This is a genomic window from Aliikangiella coralliicola (assembly GCF_007004725.1).
In the GTDB taxonomy this organism is placed as follows: Bacteria; Pseudomonadota; Gammaproteobacteria; order Enterobacterales; family Kangiellaceae; genus Aliikangiella; species Aliikangiella coralliicola.
In genome coordinates, this window is the sequence record NZ_ML660170.1 from 101,108 (window position 1) to 121,293 (window position 20,186).

A 20,186-nucleotide genomic window follows, 5' to 3' on the forward strand; every position below is an offset into this window, starting at 1 on the left:
AGTAATTAGCGCTCAAGTGGAAATTTTCACATTTAAACCATGACAGAGTTATCAATAATAGCACTCAGTTCACCGCTTCCTTTAAATTTTATTTAGGGCAAATGGCGAGAATAACTCGTTTAAACTGATATATCCTCCCGTTTTTGGAAATGTTCGCTAGATTAATAACAACTATTTGGTCCCTTAATTTGGCTGAGGTATAATCCGCGCCTCATTCGCTCTAACCCACTATTCACCGCCAGAATCGAAATGACCATGATTCCTTCAGACAATTTGCTCCAGGACCTGAACCACAAACCAGGGTTCACTAATCGATTTAGTCAGGTTCATGGAAGCGCATTTGCTTTGACCATCGCACAGGTTGCGGCTGAATATGACGGATTGTTGATGGTGTTACTGCCCGATGCAGCCAGCACCTTTCCGCTAAAACGAGAAATTGAATATTTTTTAGGCGATAGCCAAGTGCCAGTCATGACGTTGCCGGACTGGGAAACTTTACCCTATGATTATTTTTCACCGCATCAGGATATCATTTCGGAGCGCTTACAGACGCTTTACCAGCTTCCCCGGTTAAACAAAGGCATTTTATTATTACCTGTGTCATCCGCGTTACAAAAACTACCATCTCGAAATTATATCGAACAGCAATGCCTGCTACTTAAAACCGGCCAGACCATCAATTTTGAAACCCTTCGAATTCAACTCGATAATAATGGTTACACCTGCGTTGCAAACGTGATGGAGCACGGAGAGTTTGCGGTAAGAGGATCAATTCTGGACCTTTTCCCAATGGGCGCCTCATCGCCGATTCGAATCGAATTATTCGACGATGAAATCGATTCACTCCGTTACTTTGAGCCTGAATCACAACTAACCACTGAGAAAGTCTCTGAAATAAACTTGTTGCCCGCCAGAGAATATCCAACCAATGAAAATGCAGTAGCGACATTTCGCCAAAACTGGCGTGCTGCCTTTGATAGCAATATTAAGGAATCTTCAATTTACCGTGATGTGAGTAACGGTATTTTTCCTGCTGGCATCGAGTATTATCTGCCCTTATTTTTTGATCAACTCTCAACCATATTTGACTTTATTGATAACGATAAACTACTCATCGTTCGCCGAGGCGATCTGACTAAACCGATTAATTCATTTTGGAATGAATTGAATGAAAGGTATGAACAATATCGGTACGATATTGAGCGCCCGATTGTTGAACCACATAGCCTGTTTTTAAATGATAGCGAGCTATTTTCTCAGCTGAACCAGTTTGCATCGCTTTCTCTACAAAAATCGACAAAAGAAAAAACAGAGAACGCCATTTCTCTCAATTATTCCAAATGTCCGTCGGTGCAAATTGAGCATCGTTCAACCAGCCCTTTCAACCATCTGAAAGAAGTACTCGATGACTATCAGAAAATATTAATTTGCGCAGAATCATCCGGCCGGCAGGAAGTGTTGCGAGAGCTTCTGGTAAAGAATGATATTCAACCGGAAAATGTCACCAGCTGGCAGTCATTTAAAGAAATTTCCGATGGTGTCGCGTTAACCACCGCTGCCCCCCAACAAGGATTTGGTTCAGACGATTTTCTGGTAATTTGTGAAAGTGACTTATTCGGCAGCCAGGTTTTACAATCTCGTCGTCGCAGTGACAAAGGTGTTTCGCCCGATTTACTGATCCACAGTTTGGCAGAGCTTAAACCGGGTGATCCAGTCGTGCATGTTGATCAGGGTGTCGGTCGATACCTTGGGTTACAAACATTGGAAGCAGGTGGTGTTACCAGCGAATTTCTGACGCTGGAATATTCCGGCGGCGACAAGCTTTATGTACCAGTTCAGTCGCTTCATCTGATCCATCGCTTTTCTGGCAGCAATCCTGAAACGGCTCCATGGCACAAGCTGGGTAGCGAATCGTGGAGTAAGGCGAAACGCAAGGCCATTGAAAAAGCCAGAGACACAGCCGCAGAGTTACTCGACCTTTACGCACGCCGTGCGGCGGAAAAAGGCATTCGCCATAAACTCGATTTGAGTGATTATGAAAAATTCGCCAGTGAGTTTGAATTTGAAGTAACCCCCGATCAAGCTCAGTCGATTGAAGCAGTGGTCAAAGACATGCAAGCTTCTACGCCAATGGACAGGTTAGTCTGTGGAGACGTTGGGTTCGGCAAAACCGAAGTCGCTATGCGAGCCGCCTTTGTCGCCATTCAAAGTGGTATGCAGGTAGCCATGTTGGTGCCCACCACCCTGCTCGCGCAACAACATTTTAATTCATTTCAAGATCGGTTTGCCCAATGGCCGGTGAACATCGGCGTGTTGTCACGATTCCAAACCAAAAAAGAACAGGAAGAGTTATTAGCAAACGTAGAGTCCGGCAAAATAGACATTGTGATTGGCACCCACCGCTTATTGACCGGAAAGCCTAAATTTAAAGAATTAGGCTTGTTGCTAATCGATGAAGAACACCGCTTCGGTGTACGCCAAAAAGAAATTCTTAAATCGTATCGTGCCAAAGTTGATATTCTCACTCTCACCGCGACCCCTATTCCGCGAACGCTGAACATGTCGATGTCGGGAATGCGTGACCTGTCAATTATCGCCACACCACCGGCAAAACGCCTGGCGATTAAAACCTTTGTACGTCAGCATAACCTGCCACTCATTAAAGAAGCGATTCAACGAGAAATTCGCCGTGGTGGGCAAGTCTATTTTCTACATAACTCGGTAGACTCAATCGAACGCGTGGCTCGCGAAATAAAAGAATTATTACCGGAAATCGAAGTTGCCACCGCCCATGGACAAATGCGCGAAAGAAATCTGGAAGAAGTGATGAAGCAGTTTTATCATCAGAAATACCATGTATTGGTATGTACAACCATTATCGAAACAGGCATTGATGTCCCCACCGCTAACACCATTATTATGGATCGCGCCGATAAACTTGGATTGGCCCAACTACACCAGTTGCGTGGCCGAGTCGGCCGTTCACATCATCAGGCCTATGCTTATTTGTTAACACCGAATCCGAAAACCATTACCAAAGATGCGAAAAAACGTCTGGAAGCAATAGGCAATCTTGAGGACCTCGGCGCCGGGTTTATCCTCGCCACGCACGACCTGGAAATTCGTGGCGCCGGCGAATTGCTGGGCGATGAGCAAAGCGGACACATGCAAACCATCGGTTTTACGCTGTATATGGATTTACTCGACCGCGCGGTTAACGCTTTGAAGAGTGGCCTGGAACCTTCGCTGAAAATGACGCAGGACAACCAGACAGAAATTAGTCTGGGCGAGTCGGCATTGTTACCGGAATCTTTCGTACCGGATGTTGGTTTACGCCTGTCTTTGTATAAACGAATCGCCAGCGCAAAAGACGCTGAGGCGCTACGCCAGCTGCAAGTTGAGTTGATTGACCGATTTGGCTTGCTGCCTGATGCAACAAAAGCGTTATTCCACGCCACCGAACTGAAACAACGACTGTCTAAACTCGGCATTACTAAGTTAGACGCGAATCAATCCAGCATAACCCTGGAATTTACCGCAGAGCCCAATATTGATACGGCCAAATTGATCCAGCTTATTCAGACTAATCCGACTAAATATAAGCTTATTCAGGGAACAGTGTTAAAAGTGAGCAGTCCAAACGAATCGGTAGAACAACGTAAGCAACAGATAGATTCTTTGATTGCAACGCTGGGCGGCTAAAGGTTAGTATTCCAACTATCGGACCCAATGTCACCGGTTTGTGCGACACATTAATAATTTTGGTGAAAACAGACACAGCGCGGCGCCCCTGTTACCACTTATCATAGGCACCAAATCAGGCGTCAGGGCGAAAATTAAAACGCCTGTGAAGTATTTTGAAAAGAAGCCTGTTGAAAAATTGATGGCGCCGACTATCAGCCGACAGAAACATTGAAATGACAGATATCGCAAAATTATGATTTATATTAAAAAACTATCGCAATTTATTGTTGCTTTTCTAATTAGCTACAGCGGCTTAAACTTAGCTGCGGAAACCAGTTCGACGAAAAATTTAAGTAAAAAACACCTTGCAAGTATTACAGAAGAAGAACCACGCTGGTTTGAGGTAGAGATTATATTGTTTAAGCCCACCAGCACTCAGGGATTACTGGAAGAATCCTGGAACAGTAAAGTCGATTTAACCAAATCAGAAAATCTGATCGACTTCTTACAACCCCACAGATTAATTCCCGGCGATATTCAAAATTTACCCGATGATGCACTGCCGCCAGTTGAAGAAGAAATCACTCAGGAAACAACCAATAACACTCCTCAGGAAACAGATACGACACTGGTTAACAATTTGGTCGATGGCATTCAGCAAGGGCTGGATATTGAATTGACGGCCGATGCCAAACCTGAAGAAAAACCATTTCAGTTGTTAGCAGATGAGCTTCTTCAACTGAAAAATGAAGCCGCTAGTTTAAAGCGTCACCCTGACTATAAACTGTTGACTCATCTGGCGTGGCGACAACCCGTGCTAGGTCAGAGAGAAGCCCCCCACATTCGCATTGCCGCCGGTCAGGATTTCGGTTTGGAGTATGATTACCAAGGTAACAAGCTCATGACCAATCCTAATTTTGGAGATGATTCGCAACCGGGAATGCAAGACGGCTTTCAAGGGATAAACAGTGGTGACGATTACCAGCCAAATGCCCCAACAACAACGCAACAAGTAGAAACCTATGCGATTAATCAGCCGGGTGTTTTACACGAGCAAAAAATGTCGGAAGATTCAGCGGCAGATGATCAAAATAAAATGGGCCATATTGATCAGATTGTACCGACAATCTGGGTTCCTGAGCTCGATGGGGATATTAAAATTTACCTGGGGCGTTATCTGCATATTAAAACCAATTTATTTTTACGCCGTCCTGATAAGGAAGAAATAGAAGCAATCGATCTCGATGTATTTGATTTAGATCGATTATCAACGCTGAAAAATTCGACAGAATTATTAGGCCAATCTGAATTGGGCAATTCAATCATTAATAGTAGTGAGATAAGCGACGCTTCGCAGTCTGCAAACAGTGGTTTTATCGATTCAGATATTCTTAAAAGTGAAGATTCTTCTGGCAAAAACCATGTGGCGGGTTTTCCAACGAATCCACAATCAGAATCAAATGCAAGTGACCCATTTAACTTCTCACAGCCAGACGATCATCAATTCTCATGGGAAATTGATGATAATTTTCTTGAGGCCGAGTCTGAAAAAATGTATATAGAAAGACTGTTTAATTATCGGCTGAAGCAATCTCGTCGAGTGCGTAGTGGAGAACTCCACTATTTTGACCACCCGTTGATTGGAATGCTGGTCATCATAAGGCCTTATGAAATGGAAGAGCAGCAGCCTCCAGACGCTCTTGGATTACCGCCTTCAATTTAAATATATAGAAAAACGGAGAGCCTAATGGCTAAACTTGTTGTTTTAGGTGCTGGCATGATTGGTAATGCGATGGCGTTAGATCTGGCAAATGACCATGATATAACCGCGATCGATATCGATAAGAGAGCTTTATCGCGCCTGTCAAAACAAAATGAAAAAATAAAAACCACCGTTGCAGACTTAAAAGAGACCGAAGATCTCACCGAACTACTGGCGCCTTATGATCTGGTGATTTGTGCAGTACCCGGTTTTATGGGCTTTGAGACACTTAAGAAAATTCTGCAAGCTAAAAAAAATGTGGTGGATATTTCTTTTTTCCCTGAAAATTGTTTTGATCTGGATTACCTTGCGAAAAAGAACGACGTATGGGCCATCACTGACTGCGGCGTCGCACCGGGAATGTCAAATGTCATTCTTGGCTATCTCGACAGCAAAATGGAAGTTAAAGATTATGAATGTTTAGTCGGCGGATTACCCTCTAAACGCGAATGGCCTTTTAACTACAAAGCACCCTTTTCACCCATTGATGTGATCGAAGAATATACACGCCCTGCCCGTTATGTCGAAAATGGAGAGGTTGTTATTCGCGAAGCACTTTCCGATTGCGAGCTAATGGACATTCAGCGAGTGGGAACCCTGGAAGCTTTTAATACCGATGGCTTACGAACATTGATTTATACCATGGATCATATTCCGAATATGAAAGAAAAAACCTTGCGTTACCCAGGACACGCGGAATATGTCCAGGTGTTGCAAAAGTCTGGTTTTTTCTCAGAAACCGAGATGGAAGTTGACGGTATCGCATTTCGCCCTATAGACGTGACAGCACGTATTTTGCGCGATAATTGGCGGCTAAAAAATTCTGATGAAGAGTTCACTGTGATGCGAATTAGTATTGAAGGCGATGAAAATGGTAAGTCTCGCCGCTATATTTATCGGCTGCTGGATAAAGGCTGTGAGAATACTAAGACGACCTCAATGGCACGCACTACCGGTTACACCGCAACGGCGATTGCCAACTACCTGCTTCAACACAAACCTGAATCGGGCGTTTTTGCGCCAGAAACATTAGGCGTGCAAAAAGAAGCTTATCAATATATTCTTAAGTACCTTAAAGACCGCAACGTCGATTATCGAATTGAAGAATTTACGCTTAACTAGAAAAAAAATATTGGCAGATTTTAAATTATAAAAAGGCTTTTGTTATGACAGAAATACGAGAAATTTCGCAAGAAAAATTGGCAGAAATTAAAGAGAGCTTCGCTTTTTTCGATCGCGACGATAATAATGAAATCGATATTGACGAATTCGCAAAACTATTAAAAGTGATTTCTCCTCAAGCCACCCGGGAACAAGCGGAAAAAGGCTTTGCTTTTATTGACGAAAATAACGATGGACATATCGATTTCGAAGAGTTTATCGGTTGGTGGCAAACTTGTTGGTGGGAATACTAGCTACGAATTATTTGGCGCTCAAATCAATTTAAGATTTTGTCGCTGCGAAAAAAAACCTGCTTTTAAAAGCAGGTTTTTTTATGAATAAAATAACTTTTACCAAGTTACCTCAGCCTATCAGCAAAAGTCACTAGCTTAACTTCAATCCAACTTGTGCCCATAGTTTTTCATCGTGAGAAATTACATAGAGTTTCTCAGCCTTTTCAACCAAATCTTTAGCAAACTTTTGCTGGGTCTCTTTATCGTTTAATTGAATCTTTCCTTCTGCTAATGCATCTTCAAGATTTGCTGCTTTAATCTGCCAGCTCATTGAAAAGTAACGTAGCGCCTCTCTCGCGTTTTTCGCCACAGAAGCATTCGCTAAATCGGTGGGGAAATCGCCACTAATCACCCAGTAATCTTCCCCTTTAGTAGCGGACTGAATGTACCAAACCCCTATGACAGGTGGCAAACATTGGCACATATTCTGTTTGAGTCCTTTTATCTGAACACCCTGAGATTGGCAAAACTTTTGGATCTTGACGAATTCTTCCTGATTCCAGCGTTTAATTTTAGCTTCGGCTTCTTCTTGAGATAGCGCCTCTGCTTGGGCTTGTTGAGACATATTTTAACCTTCCTATTATTAAGCTGCCGCTTGAAAATGCCATCGACAATAAAATCGACCAGCAAGCTTTCGCTTAGAGTAAGTTACTACAGATGCCAGTTATAAATCTCCAGAACACGGCATCAATCTGCGGCATAACCTAAAATATTTGCTCCATTAGTTCAAGGTAAAATCGATAAGAAAGTGTTTCTGGTCGACAAAATTAACCGAAACAGACTAGTCATCAGCATGTAACCTTTTGATATATAAATTAAAAATGCGGTTTTGATCAAAATCAGAGAAAACAGGGTGTCCTGTGTTTTGCATTACGTTTACGACAACGTAACTGGTCGGATGTGCCTTAAAGCCTCTAAATGCGCCGATTGTGAAGGCTTTTGAGTTAATATCCAAGGCATTTGTATCGATTAAAACTGGCTATTCTCGGGGAGCGGTGGTATCTTTGCGCCACATTTTCCAGCTGCTACTCGTTATGGCGAACACGAGCTCCCTGGTTACACATTGGTATCCGACTGATATTCATCATTTCTGAGGAATATGTTCGCTAAACCAGGGCCTGTAAATCTTTGGTGAATAAGTCACCGCCACTAAACGATGCTTCGAGTAACGAACACAATTAGAGGAATCCAATGAATATTTTAGCCGAACTAGGAATTAACCCCACTAACCCAGGTGCCTGCTGGGGCGTTGATCAATGGTCTGAATCTCAATCTGAAGTAATTACCTCTTATAGCCCGGCCAACGGCGAAGAAATCGCCAAGGTTTACGCGGCTTCTGAAAGCGACTATGAAACTATCGTCGAGAATGCTGAGCAAGCATTCACCGAATGGCGCACAATTCCAGCCCCTATTCGCGGTGAGCTAGTCCGTAAAATGGGCGACGCATTAAGAGCGAAAAAAGATGCACTAGGTAGCCTGGTTTCTTTAGAGATGGGAAAAAGCAAAGCCGAAGGTGACGGTGAAGTACAAGAAATGATCGATATGGCCGATTTTGCTGTTGGTCAATCGCGTATGCTTTACGGCAAAATGATGCACTCAGAGCGTCCACAACATCGCATGTACGAGCAATGGCAGCCACTCGGTCTGGTTGGCGTTATCTCGGCATTTAACTTTCCGGTTGCAGTTTGGTCATGGAACGCATTTATCGCTGCCATATGTGGCAACGTGACCATCTGGAAACCAAGTCCTAAGACACCATTAACAGCAGTTGCAGTACAAAATATCTGTAATGAAGTATTAGCCGAGTCAGGCTATAAGCCGATTTTCTATATGTTTGTTGACGGCGAAAGCAATGAACTTGCACAACGCTTCATCGGTGATAAGCGAGTGAAAAAAATGTCTTTCACCGGCTCTTCAGTCGTTGGAAAAATGGTTGGCGTTAAAGTGGCAGAGCGTATGGGTAAATGTTTACTTGAACTTGCCGGTAACAACGCTCTTATCATTGATGAAACCGCTAACCTGGAACATGCTATCCCTGCTGTTGCTTTCGGCGCAGTTGGTACTGCTGGTCAGCGCTGTACTACGACCCGTCGCTTGTTTGTCCATGAGTCTATCGTCGATAAAGTAACAGAAGTTTTGATTAACGCTTATAAGCAAGTCACTATTGGTGATCCACTTGACACTAATAACTTAATGGGTCCGTTAATCGATGAAACGGCTGTTGCCAACTTTGAAACCACGATTGCTAAAGCGAAAGAACAAGGCGGTGAAATTTTGTTTGGCGGCTCTCGAATTGGCCGCCCTGGCCACTACGTTGAGCCAACCATTATTCGCGCAGAAAATCACTGGGAAGTCGTGCAAAATGAAACATTCGCACCAATTTTGTACATTATGACTTTCAAAACAATTGAAGAAGCCATCGAACTCAACAACGGCGTGCGTCAGGGACTTTCTTCTGCTATGTTTACTCAAAACCTGAGTAATGCAGAGAAATTCTTGTCCTATGCCGGTAGTGACTGCGGTATCGCCAACGTTAACATCGGTACTTCCGGTGCAGAAATCGGCGGTGCATTTGGCGGTGAGAAAGATACCGGTGGTGGCCGTGAAGCTGGTTCTGATTCTTGGAAAGCTTACATGCGACGTCAAACCAATACTATTTTCTGGGGTGACACCCCAACTTTGGCTCAGGGAATCACCTTTAACATTGGTTAATAACCCATTGAATTCCTTTGAGCAATTCCGTTCTGGAAATGTCCAATATAACGCAATCCAATTTTTTCAGATTGGATTGCGTGTTCCAATTTAATCTCATCAGGAGAAAAGTATGGCTGTATTTAATCTACGTGCATATGACGATCATGAACAGGTCGTTTTTTGTCGTGACAAGGAGTCTGGCCTAAGTGCTATTATTTGTGTTCACTCAACGGCACTTGGACCGGCGGTTGGCGGTTGTCGTATGTGGGAATACAACTCAGACGAAGGCGCGCTAATTGATGCTTTACGACTATCCCGAGGAATGAGCTACAAAAACGCCCTTGCCGGCCTGAAGATGGGTGGCGGTAAGTCAGTAATTATCGGTAATTCAAAAACACAAAAATCAGAAGCTTTGTTTGAAGCATTTGGTACTTTTGTAAACAACTTGAATGGTCAGTATTTCACTGCCGAAGATGTCGGTATCACGCCGGCTGACATGGCAATTGTTCACCGCAAAACTGACTATGTTTTAGGTCTTGAAGGCCGCAGTGGTGATCCTTCACCAGTGACTGCTTACGGTGTTTATAAGGGCATGAAAGCAGCGGTTAAACATCGTCTGGGTCGTGATAGCCTTGATGGTGTAAAAGTTGCGGTACAAGGTCTTGGCCATGTTGGTTATTACCTGTGTGAGCACTTAAAAAGTGAAGGTGCGCAACTTTTTGTCACCGACATTAACAAAGAATCCATTGACCGGGTTGTCAGTAATCTTGGCGCAACCGCAGTAGATAAAGATGAAATTTACTCGCAAGAAGTAGATGTTTACGCACCTTGTGCATTAGGTGCAACCATCAACGACGTGACACTGCCACAACTACAATGCTCTGTTGTTGCCGGCGCGGCTAACAACCAGCTTGCTGAAGATCGTCACGGCGATATCCTCAAGCAAAAAGGCATTCTCTACACGCCAGATTACGTGATAAATGCTGGTGGTATCATCAACGTATCTTTTGAACAAAATGGCGCGACTTATAACAAACAAAATGCTTTAGACAAAGTTGACGAAATTTACGGTACGTTACTGGAAATTTTTGAAGCTGCGGAAAAAGAAAGCAAAACTACTAATGTGGTTGCTGATGAACTGGCACGTAAGCGAATTGCTAACGCGAAGTCTTAATCGGCGAATTATAAGCTCTGAATTATCACTCTTTTGTCGCTAACAAACCTCAACTTCCTTAGATTATTGAGGCTTGTTAGCGATAAAAATACCTGCCATCGCCGTCACGCTAATAAAGTTAATTAATTTAACTCACCGTCCAACCAATACTTAGTCCCTTTTAATGTTGCCTGAAGCGCTAATCCACTTTGTGTTAATTGGTAGACAGTCACATTATCAATGACGGCTTCGCCACCAACGGCTCCACCTTTATCACTGGCCTTCGCGGCTGCATCAGCCTGTCCGCCAAAAGACCACCCATGTTCAATAAATCGGTTATAGGCTTCTTTGGTGTGAAACACAAATACCGCTCTAAAGTCTTTAACGCCGGCGCCCAAACCAAGACCAACTTCTCCCATTTTCATGTAGGTTTGCTTGCCGGTGGCGTTATTTTTAGCCACGCCATAACCACCACCAAAACTGGCGAAAATAATATTCACATTTACATTGCTGAACACGGCATAGCCAGGTGCGCTACTGACCTGGGTGCGAGTATCCGGCTTTAATTTAAACAATTCAGTAAGCACTTCGTTTTTCATGTTAAGAACCGACTGACGTTTTTGTGCTGGCGTATCTCCAGACATGGTTGTGCAGCCGGATAAAACCAGCGAAACCAGCACAACCATGAATATTAGTAATCTTTGCATAAAGCTTCTCCCCTAATTAATAATTAGTTACTTTGCAGCACTAGAACTTCCAATTAGTTAAGTGCATCTAACACCATTTGCAGTGCTTGCTTAACCGTCTCTCTTCTCACCTGATTTCGATCGCCATCAAACTGATAACGTCTGGCGTTGTTAACACCGTTCAAGCTGGTTGCGATGCAAACAGTTCCAACAGGTTTATCCTTGCTCCCTCCCCCTGGTCCGGCAACGCCGCTTACCGCAACCGAAACACAATCAGGAAAATGCTTTTGCGCGCCAGCTGCCATGGCTTCGGCCACCTCAACCGAAACAGCGCCATACTTATCTAACAAGGCAGTCGGGACATCAGCCAGCTGTGATTTGCTTTCGTTGGTGTAGGTAATTAATCCGCCGGCAAACCACTCGGAACTTCCTGCCTGGTCGGTAAGTATTTTCCCAATCCAGCCGCCGGTGCAGGATTCAACCGTCGCCACTTTTAATTGTTTAAAAATCAGCCTGACAGATAATTGTGATACCAATTTTTGCATGAGTTTGCTCGCCTTATTTACGTGCCATTTCAATAGTGTGAACTATACCTGATTTTATACTTGAGCTCGCAACCAGCTTATAACTGAATAGAAATCACTCAATGATCTCAATACGATTTTGCTCGACAGATAGTCAGTTATTAACATTGATAATTCTATTTGGTTTAGCCCATATTTCTTGTAAAATCCACGCTTATGAAACCTCAGGCGAATTTATCATTGAAAAATAATCAACCGGCCAAAAATCAGGCTAGCCAAAACACGCCAATGATGCGGCAATACCTGGAAATAAAACAACAACATCCAGATATTCTATTGTTCTATAGAATGGGGGATTTTTATGAGCTCTTCTTTGACGATGCTCACAAAGCTGCCGATTGGTTAGGCATTACACTAACCCACCGTGGAAAATCCAACGGTGAACCCATACCGATGGCCGGTGTCCCCTTCCATGCCGTAGATAACTACCTGGCTCGCCTGGTTAAACAGGGAAAATCTGTTGCTATTTGCGAACAGGTCGGAGACCCGGCGACAAGTAAAGGCCCGGTAGAACGAAAAGTCGTGAGGGTCATCACGCCCGGTACGTTGAGTGAAGATAGTTTACTTGAGGCTGATAAAGAAAACTTACTCGCTGCTATTTATCATTTTAAAAAAAGTAAGCAAGACAAACCTTACGGCCTGGCATGGATAGACTTGGCAGGTGGTCAGTTTTTCTGCAACCAGTTTGCAGAAGAATCACAACTGTTCAGTGAGCTGGCGCGTCTAAAGCCAGCAGAAATTCTCACTGATGAAGCCTATGCCGATAGCCTTGAGAAGCTCGGAATGACGATTAAGTTGCAAGAAGATTGGCAATTTGATTTTCAGCAAAACTATTCCGCGCTACTACAACATTTTGCGGTCAAAAACCTCGACGGGTTTGGTTGTGACAAGTTGCATGCGGCAATTTGTGCTGCAGGTGCCGCGCTGAACTACGCCAAATTGACCCAGCAAAGTTTGCTCAATCACTTAAACCAGCTCAAGCCCTTTGATAATCAACAAATACTCTACCTGAATTCTCATACTCGTAAACATCTTGAAATTACAGAAAATCTTTACGGTGAGCAGGATAAATCGCTGTTTAACGTGATTAATCGGACTAAGACTGCGATGGGTTGCCGTTTATTAAGTAACTGGTTACACGCGCCACTGATCGACGCAAAGCTGATTGAAGCGCGATTTGATCAAACTGACGCTCTTATCGCTAGCGGCGATCTCGACACATTACGCCAAATCCTTACCCCCGTGCGCGACATGCAACGAATTCTCACTCGAATTGCATTACAAACTTGTCGTCCGAGGGATCTCACTGGTTTACGCGAAAGCCTGGCAGTCATGCCCGACCTGATCAATTGGTTAAAACAACAGGACACCCCGCTTTTGCGTGAACAAGGCGAAGCACTATGCGCTCACTCAGACATTCATGATTTACTCACACAGGCCATTTTTGATAATCCGCCAGTTGTGCTGCGCGACGGCAATGTCATTCGAGATGGATTTAGTAAAGAACTCGATGATCTGCGCTATCTTTCCACCAACGCGAGCGATTTACTCGCAGATATGGAAGAGCGCGAAAAAGAAGCGACTGGCATTTCTACCCTGAAGGTCGGCTACAATCGAGTTCATGGTTTTTACATCGAAATTTCCAAAGCACAATCTGACTCGGCCCCCATTAGTTATACTCGGCGGCAAACCCTTAAAAATGCCGAGCGATTTATTACGCCCGAATTAAAGGAGTTAGAGGAAAAGGTGCTTTCCAGTCAGGCCAAAGCCCTGGCACTCGAAAAACAGCTTTATCAACAGCTAATCGAATCTTTAGAACCACAGATCAACGATTTGCAATTCACTGCCGGGCAAATTGCTACCTTAGACGTTATCCAGAGTTATGCTGAAGTTGCCTGCCAGCTTAATTTTGTCAGACCCAGCTTGAACACGAACCACGATATTGAAATTAAAGGCGGTCGTCACCCTGTGGTTGAAGCGTTTCAAGCAGAACCATTTATTCCAAATGATGTGGTTATCAAACAACGGGAAAAAGCGCTAATCATTACCGGCCCGAATATGGGTGGTAAATCGACCTACATGAGAATGACGGCCATTATCGCCCTGCTCGGCCACTGCGGCTGCTTTGTTCCTGCAGAGAGCGCAAGTCTTGGCATTCTCGATGCCATTTATACTCGAATTGGCGCGTCCGATGACCTTTCCAGCGGGCGTTCTACCTTCATGGTTGAGATGAGCGAGGCTGCTAATATTTTGAATAATGCGAGTAGTAATAGTCTGGTTATTCTCGATGAAATTGGGCGCGGCACAAGTACCTATGACGGATTAGCTTTGGCCTGGGCTACCCTCGACTACCTGAACAATCGAATCGACCCACTAATACTTTTTGCGACACATTATTTCGAACTAACCCAGATCACTCAAACAAATTCACGCATTAAAAATATGCATTTTGGCGCCATCCAGCACGGCCATAAACTCATTCTTGATCACCAGATACATCCGGGTCCAACCAGCAAGAGTTACGGTATTCATGTGGCGAAACTTGCCGGTGTTCCAGACAGTGTTCTGCAAATGGCCCGTGACTATCAAATGCATCTTGAACAGGGAAAACACCACGGCGAAAACGAAACAACACAGTTGTCTATGCCGTTAGACTCTATTCCCTCAGACCCCGAGCCGGAAATAACGATAGCGAAGGCGATTGCAGCCGATCCGAGAATAACTCTACTCGAATCAATCAACGCCGATGATGTTTCTCCCAGGGAAGCTTTAGAGCTTATTTACCAACTGACTCGGCAATCTTAATCGAGCATGTTGGTTTTAATTGGTGTTGAATATCCATTTGCCTGAATTCCCTTATCCGAATCTCAGGTTAATTAGCTCAATAGCGACTGGACAATTTTGGCTAACTGGGTAGAATAGCGCCAAAATTGCTATTTTGTTAATATGCAGCAATATCCGGGAGAATTGCGATGGCGTTTGTTGTAACTGACAACTGTATTTTATGTAAGTATACCGATTGTGTGGAAGTATGCCCTGTCGATTGTTTCTATGAAGGTCCAAACTTTCTCGTTATCGACCCTGATGAGTGTATTGATTGCGCGCTGTGCGAACCAGAGTGTCCAGCAGAAGCCATCTTTGAAGAAGATGATGTGCCAGCAGATCAAAAGCACTTTATTGAACTCAATGCTGAATTGGCGCAAAAGTGGGATAACATTGTTGAACAAAAAGACCCGCTTCCCGAAGCAGCCAAGTGGGACGGTGTGAAAGATAAGTTAAAACACCTGGAAAAATAATTCGGACAATTTAGAAACTACATTTTCAAAATCGAATGAGTGGGCGCTAGTTAAGCGCCCTTTTTTATTTTCAGGTGGATTATTTTCAAACGTATTATTTTCAATAAGTATTATGTTCAAGCGGGCTACGCTCAAACCTTCAACTAAATTATCTACAGCCCCTTTATTTTAACCTGCCGCTCACTTAGTAATCCTAGTGTAAGAATCACTCAGATTATTGCGCGAAAATAAATTCACCGACCACCGGAAAATGATCAGAAAGGTCCCAACTGGTCCAATGCTCGGGCTCAATACTGCGCGGTACCAGTAACTTGTTATGTGAATAAAAAGGCTGTAAATGCTCGTTAGAATAAAGCACATAGTCGAGGTACTCAGTGTACTGATCATCGGCATAGACATTAACCGGACCGGCATAAGAATGTGGATATTCGCCAATTCCCATAGGTTCACTGGCATTCATCAAGTTAAGAAAATCATAATGCTCCTGCGGAAAATGAACCTTATCGACATTAAAATCACCGGCCATCAAAACCGGCTCGTCAGAAGAAATATATTTACTATCAATAAAAGTTTTTAACTCAGCTAGTTGTTTAAAACGAACGGCAATATCTTCAGCTGTTGCATAAGCATGAGTGTGAGTGCCGAACAAATGATAAATATTGCCGTTTTTGTTGATCTTCGCGTAATTCATTCCTTTTGAAGCTAAGCAACCGTCGTTGCGACAAGCTTCATACACTTTACTATCGTGTTTAATAATCGGATAACGGCTGGCAATAAATGATCCACCGGTTAACAACTTACCAACTTTAAAAGGAATTTCTGTCAGATAAGGATACTCATGGCTAATTTTATTTCGAAAATGCGCGGTTAAAACCGGATCAAATAATTCTTGAAACACTACTGCATCATAGCCTTTTACATATTCTGCGATAGTGTCCAGACGATTATGAGAATTTTTTGATTCGATGCCAGGAAGCAAAGTCCAGACATTGTAGGTCAAAACCTTAAAATGATTGCCGGCTAATTCTCGTTTTTGTTGTGACCAATCATTATTAATCACGTAATAAATATCATCTCCCGATACGCGAGCAAACTGTGAACGAAACGCGAGTGTGGAGTCTTTACCGTCAAAACTCATCGGAATTTCGTGGATATTGCGGTCGTAATACCAGGGTTCGTTTTCTGCTGATAACCACATTTTACTAAAAGTTATAGTACCGGTTAATTTTTGTTTCAGCTGTACAGAATTACTCACCCCTTCTATCGTCGTCGTGAAGTAATAATCTTTGCCCCATTTAATTCCCTGGTCCCGGTTGTAGCGTAAAAATTTCACTGTCGCCAGCGGCGGCACAGTAGTTTCCAACTGCTCCCAATGGTTACCTTGTCTGATATTATTGTGACCCGTTTGCACTGTAGAAACAGACAATGTTTCCATTGTACTGTTAGTTAAATAAACATAGGTGTCAGCCAACGCCGGTGAGACGGTTAAGAAGATGAATAAAAACGACGCGATAAATCTGTACATAAAAAACTCCTCGTTATTATTAATATTTGTTTTGAGAAGATACTAAATTTGTTTTATTTCTTTTTAATGTCAGTATTGTTCTTGGGGAATATTGATTGTGATATCAATCACAATCAATAATAAAACCCACTTAGCTAATCACCTACCGCGGCAATACACTCAACTTCTACTCGCGCATTCAACGCCAGACCGTTGGCACCAAATGCACTTCTCGCAGGATAAGGTTTGGTAAAAAACGTAACATAAACACTGTTAAATAATTTCCATTCAGAGATATCTGCAAGCATTACTGTACACTTAACCAGATTACTCATTTGATATCCGTGAGCTTCAAGCGTGCTTTTAATATTACGCATTGTTTGCCTGGCTTCCGCTTTTATACCACCGGAAACAAGTTTGCCTGTAGACGGATCAGTTCCGATTTTTCCCGATAAATACAGGGTATTACCAACTCTGACGGCCTCTGAAAAAGGTAAGTCAGATAGACCCGAGCGTTCGGAATTCAAAAACTGGACAGTCTTATTAGATTTTTCTTTTGCAACAACAGTGCTGTTAAAATCCAGTACCGAAAAAGCCGAAATCACTACAATTGAAATAGTTAGAATGATAGTTTTCATTTTTTTCCTCGCATTAATATGGTTTATTAATCTGTAATCAACGCTCGTTATTCTGAATTACGGACCTAATTGAAATAGATATCTATAGTGGCCAAATGAAGCATAGTGTTGATGTTAAATAATCGCCATTCAAATTTGACTCGGATCAAAGCTTTTCCCTCACCACAGCTTATACTCCCTAGTATTCACTAAAACAATAACACCAAACTAATGACAACACACCCGGTAAAATTCCCAACCTCTCTCTTCAGCAAAAATATTCATCAATCGCTTAGTTCCATAGCTCAGTGTCTTTTCCAGCCCAAAAAACTGGTTAAAATGGTCACGCGTTTTCCAATGGCGCTCAATACGAACCTGGTAAGCAAACTTTGTAATCGTATTTTTGATGAACAAATTCATGAAGGAGATTTTGATATTTTAAAAAATAGAACGGTACAAATTAGTTTTTCAGATGCAAATTTGTCTATCGCATTTAGTTTCGACAACAATAAAATACACTGTAAACATTTTAGTGAGATAAAAAACTCTGCAGACGCAGATCTATCAATAATCACAGCGGACGCAATTCGTCTTATCAAACAGGAAGTTGATCCTGATACATTATTTTTTCAACGTCGATTAAAAATTAGTGGTGACACAGAGCTTGCCCACCATATTAAAAATACAGTTGATACATTAAACCCAGAGTTAATTCCGCCTGTAATAATGAAATTAATATCAGACTATCAATCGCGCATATTAGTCGACTAAGCAATTAAAGATTAGTCACTCACAATTGGCGAAAACGGAGTGAATGACTGTAAGTTACGGCTAAAAAGATAAGCTAAGATAGGTAAGTTTAAGAGACGAATTTCATTCCCTCTATTTGCAACCAGTAACCATTGCAGAACTCGTAATCCTGTGCCAAATATGTAGAACTGCTTTGAGTCTTTTTATTGATTGAATTGCTTAAGACATCCACAGCCTGTAACGTGTCCTCTGCGCTAACAGGAACGATTCTCGCAATATCAATCTTCGCTTCCTTGAGTTCAGACCAACGATTAATCAAGTTACTCACTTTCGCAGACTGAGTTTGAATGCCGTTTATTTGAGCAAAGCTGTCGCCATCTTGCGTTTTTACCAGAATCCCCTGCTCGTCATTCAAGCATTTAAACTGACAATTATCTTTATCAAGTTGATGATGTCTGGCAGTAAAGCAACGCGCAGAATAAGCTAACGGCATCCGACCGAAAACCTGGTATTCAACTTCAACTCCAAGCTTGTCGGCCAATGAAACCATAGGGATGATATCTCGCTGCCCAAGTTCTACCGGGACACACCACCGTTTCATACCAAGCCGACTTAGCCTTGAAAAACTCTGGTTGTTATAGACATTGATCGCACAACCAGTCACAAATGAGTTGCCATTTTCTGAGGCAACCTGAACCGCCGCCATGTCGTTAGCTTCGATTAGAAAATCCTTTTGTCTGGCAATTTTTGTCAGGTATTTCAGTTCAGACTCCGCTTCAAGCAAAGTCAAAGTCGATAAAACGACTTGTTTACCGGAATCACGTAAAACCTCCGCGATTTCTATCCAGTCAGAAAATTTCATTGAACGTCGCTTGGAACAAACCGTTTCCCCCAAATAAACAATATCAACTGGCGTTTGAGAGAGCGCAGAATAAAATGCACCGTAAGCTTCTTTTGACCAGAAATAAGGGACGCTGGCTACCGATATTTTCATCATCAACTCCTTATTGCCAACTTCTTTCGTAGGCACCAATGGTTGTTTGCTTGCCCTCAGCCAGGTCAGCCAAATCCTCAGTGACAATTTGCCGAGTTTTTCCGTCAGCATCTTTATTACTGAGGCTATCAATTGCCTGCCGCCAAGCGCGTGTGACCTGAGTGACGTAGGCAGGGCTTCGTTGACGTCCTTCAATTTTAATCGCAGCAACGCCGGCAGATTCTAACTGGGGAAGAATATCCATGGTGTTTAAACTAGTCGGCTCTTCTAGCGCATGTTCAACCTGCCCATGAACTTCAAATCGCCCTTTGCACAGCGTAGGATAACCAGCATTTTCATTTTCACGAAAACGATCAATCAGTAAGCCGTTCAATCGCGATTCAAGTTGCGCCCCCTTATCCTCCCACTCAACATAAGCGGCTGGAGAACACACCCCCTGTGTATTTGGAGATTCGCCCGTCATATAAGATGACAGGTAACAGCGTCCTTCTGCCATAATGCAAAGGCTGCCAAAACCAAATACCTCGATTTCCACCGGCGCGTTTTTAGCTAGTTTTTCGACTTGAGCTAATGATAAAACCCGCGGTAATACGGCTCGCCGAATGGCAAATTGTTGATGATAAAAATTTAGCGACTCCAGGTTTGTGGATGATGCCTGAACTGACAAATGAATAGGAAAATCGCTAGAGCGGGATCGAATGTAATCCATCACACCAATGTCAGCAACAATTAACGTATCAATACCAGAACCCATTGCCTGATCAACAGCATTAGTCCAGCGACTCCACTTTTGTTCTCTGGGAAAAGTATTAATCGCGCAGTAAACTTTGCAACCTTGTTGGTGTGCGTAATCGATAGCCTTGGAGATCTGTTTTTCAGAAAAGTTTAAACCGGAAAAATGACGAGCGTTGGTTTCATTCTTAAGGCCGATGTAAACCGCATTGGCCCCGTGATCAACCGCCTTAATTAGCGATTGATAATTCCCTGCCGGACAAATCAGCTCCATAG

The 20,186-nt window shown here is 43.0% G+C and carries 16 protein-coding genes; 9 read left to right on the forward strand and 7 right to left on the reverse strand.

Annotated features, from left to right (window positions below; all coding sequences use genetic code 11):
* The first annotated feature begins 249 nt into the window (after positions 1–249).
* The 4 genes from mfd to FLL46_RS22545 all read left to right on the forward strand — a co-directional run bounded on the left by mfd (position 250) and on the right by FLL46_RS22545 (position 6,861).
* A complete protein-coding gene (gene mfd, locus FLL46_RS22530) occupies positions 250–3,702 on the forward strand; it encodes a transcription-repair coupling factor (RefSeq protein WP_246119385.1) in 3,453 nt (1,150 codons plus the stop codon).
* A 235-nt stretch (positions 3,703–3,937) separates the two neighbouring features.
* Positions 3,938–5,407, forward strand: a complete 1,470-nt coding sequence (locus FLL46_RS22535) for a CsiV family protein (protein WP_142933988.1) — start codon at positions 3,938–3,940, stop codon at positions 5,405–5,407.
* Positions 5,408–5,431: 24 nt separating this feature from the next.
* Positions 5,432–6,568, forward strand: a complete 1,137-nt coding sequence (locus FLL46_RS22540) for a saccharopine dehydrogenase family protein (protein ID WP_142933990.1) — start codon at positions 5,432–5,434, stop codon at positions 6,566–6,568.
* Between the two features lie 44 nt (positions 6,569–6,612).
* Positions 6,613–6,861 (forward strand): EF-hand domain-containing protein, encoded by a 249-nt coding sequence (locus FLL46_RS22545; RefSeq protein ID WP_142933992.1) that lies wholly within the window; start codon positions 6,613–6,615, stop codon positions 6,859–6,861.
* 130 nt (positions 6,862–6,991) lie between these two features.
* Here FLL46_RS22545 and FLL46_RS22550 read toward each other — a convergent pair whose 3' ends face one another.
* Entirely contained in the window at positions 6,992–7,465 is a 474-nt protein-coding gene (locus FLL46_RS22550) for a DUF4826 family protein (RefSeq protein ID WP_142933994.1), read from the reverse strand.
* A 626-nt stretch (positions 7,466–8,091) separates the two neighbouring features.
* On the opposite strand from FLL46_RS22550, the gene amaB reads away from it, so the two are divergent.
* A complete protein-coding gene (amaB, locus tag FLL46_RS22555; protein ID WP_142933996.1) occupies positions 8,092–9,612 on the forward strand; it encodes an L-piperidine-6-carboxylate dehydrogenase in 1,521 nt (506 codons plus the stop codon).
* Positions 9,613–9,724: 112 nt separating this feature from the next.
* The gene (locus tag FLL46_RS22560) at positions 9,725–10,768 is read left to right on the forward strand and encodes a Leu/Phe/Val dehydrogenase (protein WP_142933998.1); all 1,044 of its coding nucleotides are present in this window, start codon (positions 9,725–9,727) and stop codon (positions 10,766–10,768) included.
* A gap of 122 nt (positions 10,769–10,890) precedes the next feature.
* Here the strand turns inward: FLL46_RS22560 and FLL46_RS22565 are convergent, their stop codons facing one another.
* Both FLL46_RS22565 and FLL46_RS22570 read right to left on the reverse strand, forming a co-directional pair.
* On the reverse strand, positions 10,891–11,454 hold the full coding sequence (locus FLL46_RS22565) for a lipid-binding SYLF domain-containing protein (RefSeq protein ID WP_142933999.1): 564 nt from the start codon (positions 11,452–11,454) through the stop codon (positions 10,891–10,893).
* Between the two features lie 53 nt (positions 11,455–11,507).
* Positions 11,508–11,978, reverse strand: a complete 471-nt coding sequence (locus FLL46_RS22570; RefSeq protein ID WP_142934001.1) for a CinA family protein — start codon at positions 11,976–11,978, stop codon at positions 11,508–11,510.
* Between the two features lie 219 nt (positions 11,979–12,197).
* Between FLL46_RS22570 and mutS the strand changes: the two genes are divergently transcribed.
* Together mutS and fdxA are read left to right on the forward strand one after the other, a co-directional pair.
* Positions 12,198–14,822, forward strand: coding sequence for a DNA mismatch repair protein MutS (gene mutS, locus FLL46_RS22575; RefSeq protein ID WP_342779817.1), 2,625 nt, complete (start codon positions 12,198–12,200; stop codon positions 14,820–14,822).
* Between the two features lie 167 nt (positions 14,823–14,989).
* Entirely contained in the window at positions 14,990–15,313 is a 324-nt protein-coding gene (fdxA, locus tag FLL46_RS22580) for a ferredoxin FdxA (protein WP_142934003.1), read from the forward strand.
* A gap of 214 nt (positions 15,314–15,527) precedes the next feature.
* On the opposite strand, the gene FLL46_RS22585 is transcribed toward fdxA, so the two are convergent.
* Both FLL46_RS22585 and FLL46_RS22590 read right to left on the reverse strand, forming a co-directional pair.
* Positions 15,528–16,838, reverse strand: coding sequence for a sphingomyelin phosphodiesterase (locus FLL46_RS22585; RefSeq protein WP_142934005.1), 1,311 nt, complete (start codon positions 16,836–16,838; stop codon positions 15,528–15,530).
* A 134-nt stretch (positions 16,839–16,972) separates the two neighbouring features.
* The gene (locus FLL46_RS22590; RefSeq protein WP_142934007.1) at positions 16,973–17,455 is read right to left on the reverse strand and encodes a RidA family protein; all 483 of its coding nucleotides are present in this window, start codon (positions 17,453–17,455) and stop codon (positions 16,973–16,975) included.
* A 336-nt stretch (positions 17,456–17,791) separates the two neighbouring features.
* On the opposite strand from FLL46_RS22590, the gene ubiT reads away from it, so the two are divergent.
* Positions 17,792–18,205 carry a ubiquinone anaerobic biosynthesis accessory factor UbiT gene (gene ubiT, locus FLL46_RS22595; protein ID WP_168204292.1) on the forward strand — a complete coding sequence of 138 codons (414 nt, stop codon included), beginning with the start codon at positions 17,792–17,794 and terminating at the stop codon, positions 18,203–18,205.
* 88 nt (positions 18,206–18,293) lie between these two features.
* Here ubiT and FLL46_RS22600 read toward each other — a convergent pair whose 3' ends face one another.
* Positions 18,294–19,181 carry a U32 family peptidase gene (locus FLL46_RS22600; protein WP_246119386.1) on the reverse strand — a complete coding sequence of 296 codons (888 nt, stop codon included), beginning with the start codon at positions 19,179–19,181 and terminating at the stop codon, positions 18,294–18,296.
* 7 nt (positions 19,182–19,188) lie between these two features.
* Entirely contained in the window at positions 19,189–20,184 is a 996-nt protein-coding gene (gene ubiU, locus FLL46_RS22605; RefSeq protein WP_142934013.1) for a ubiquinone anaerobic biosynthesis protein UbiU, read from the reverse strand.
* Positions 20,185–20,186: the final 2 nt, after the last annotated feature.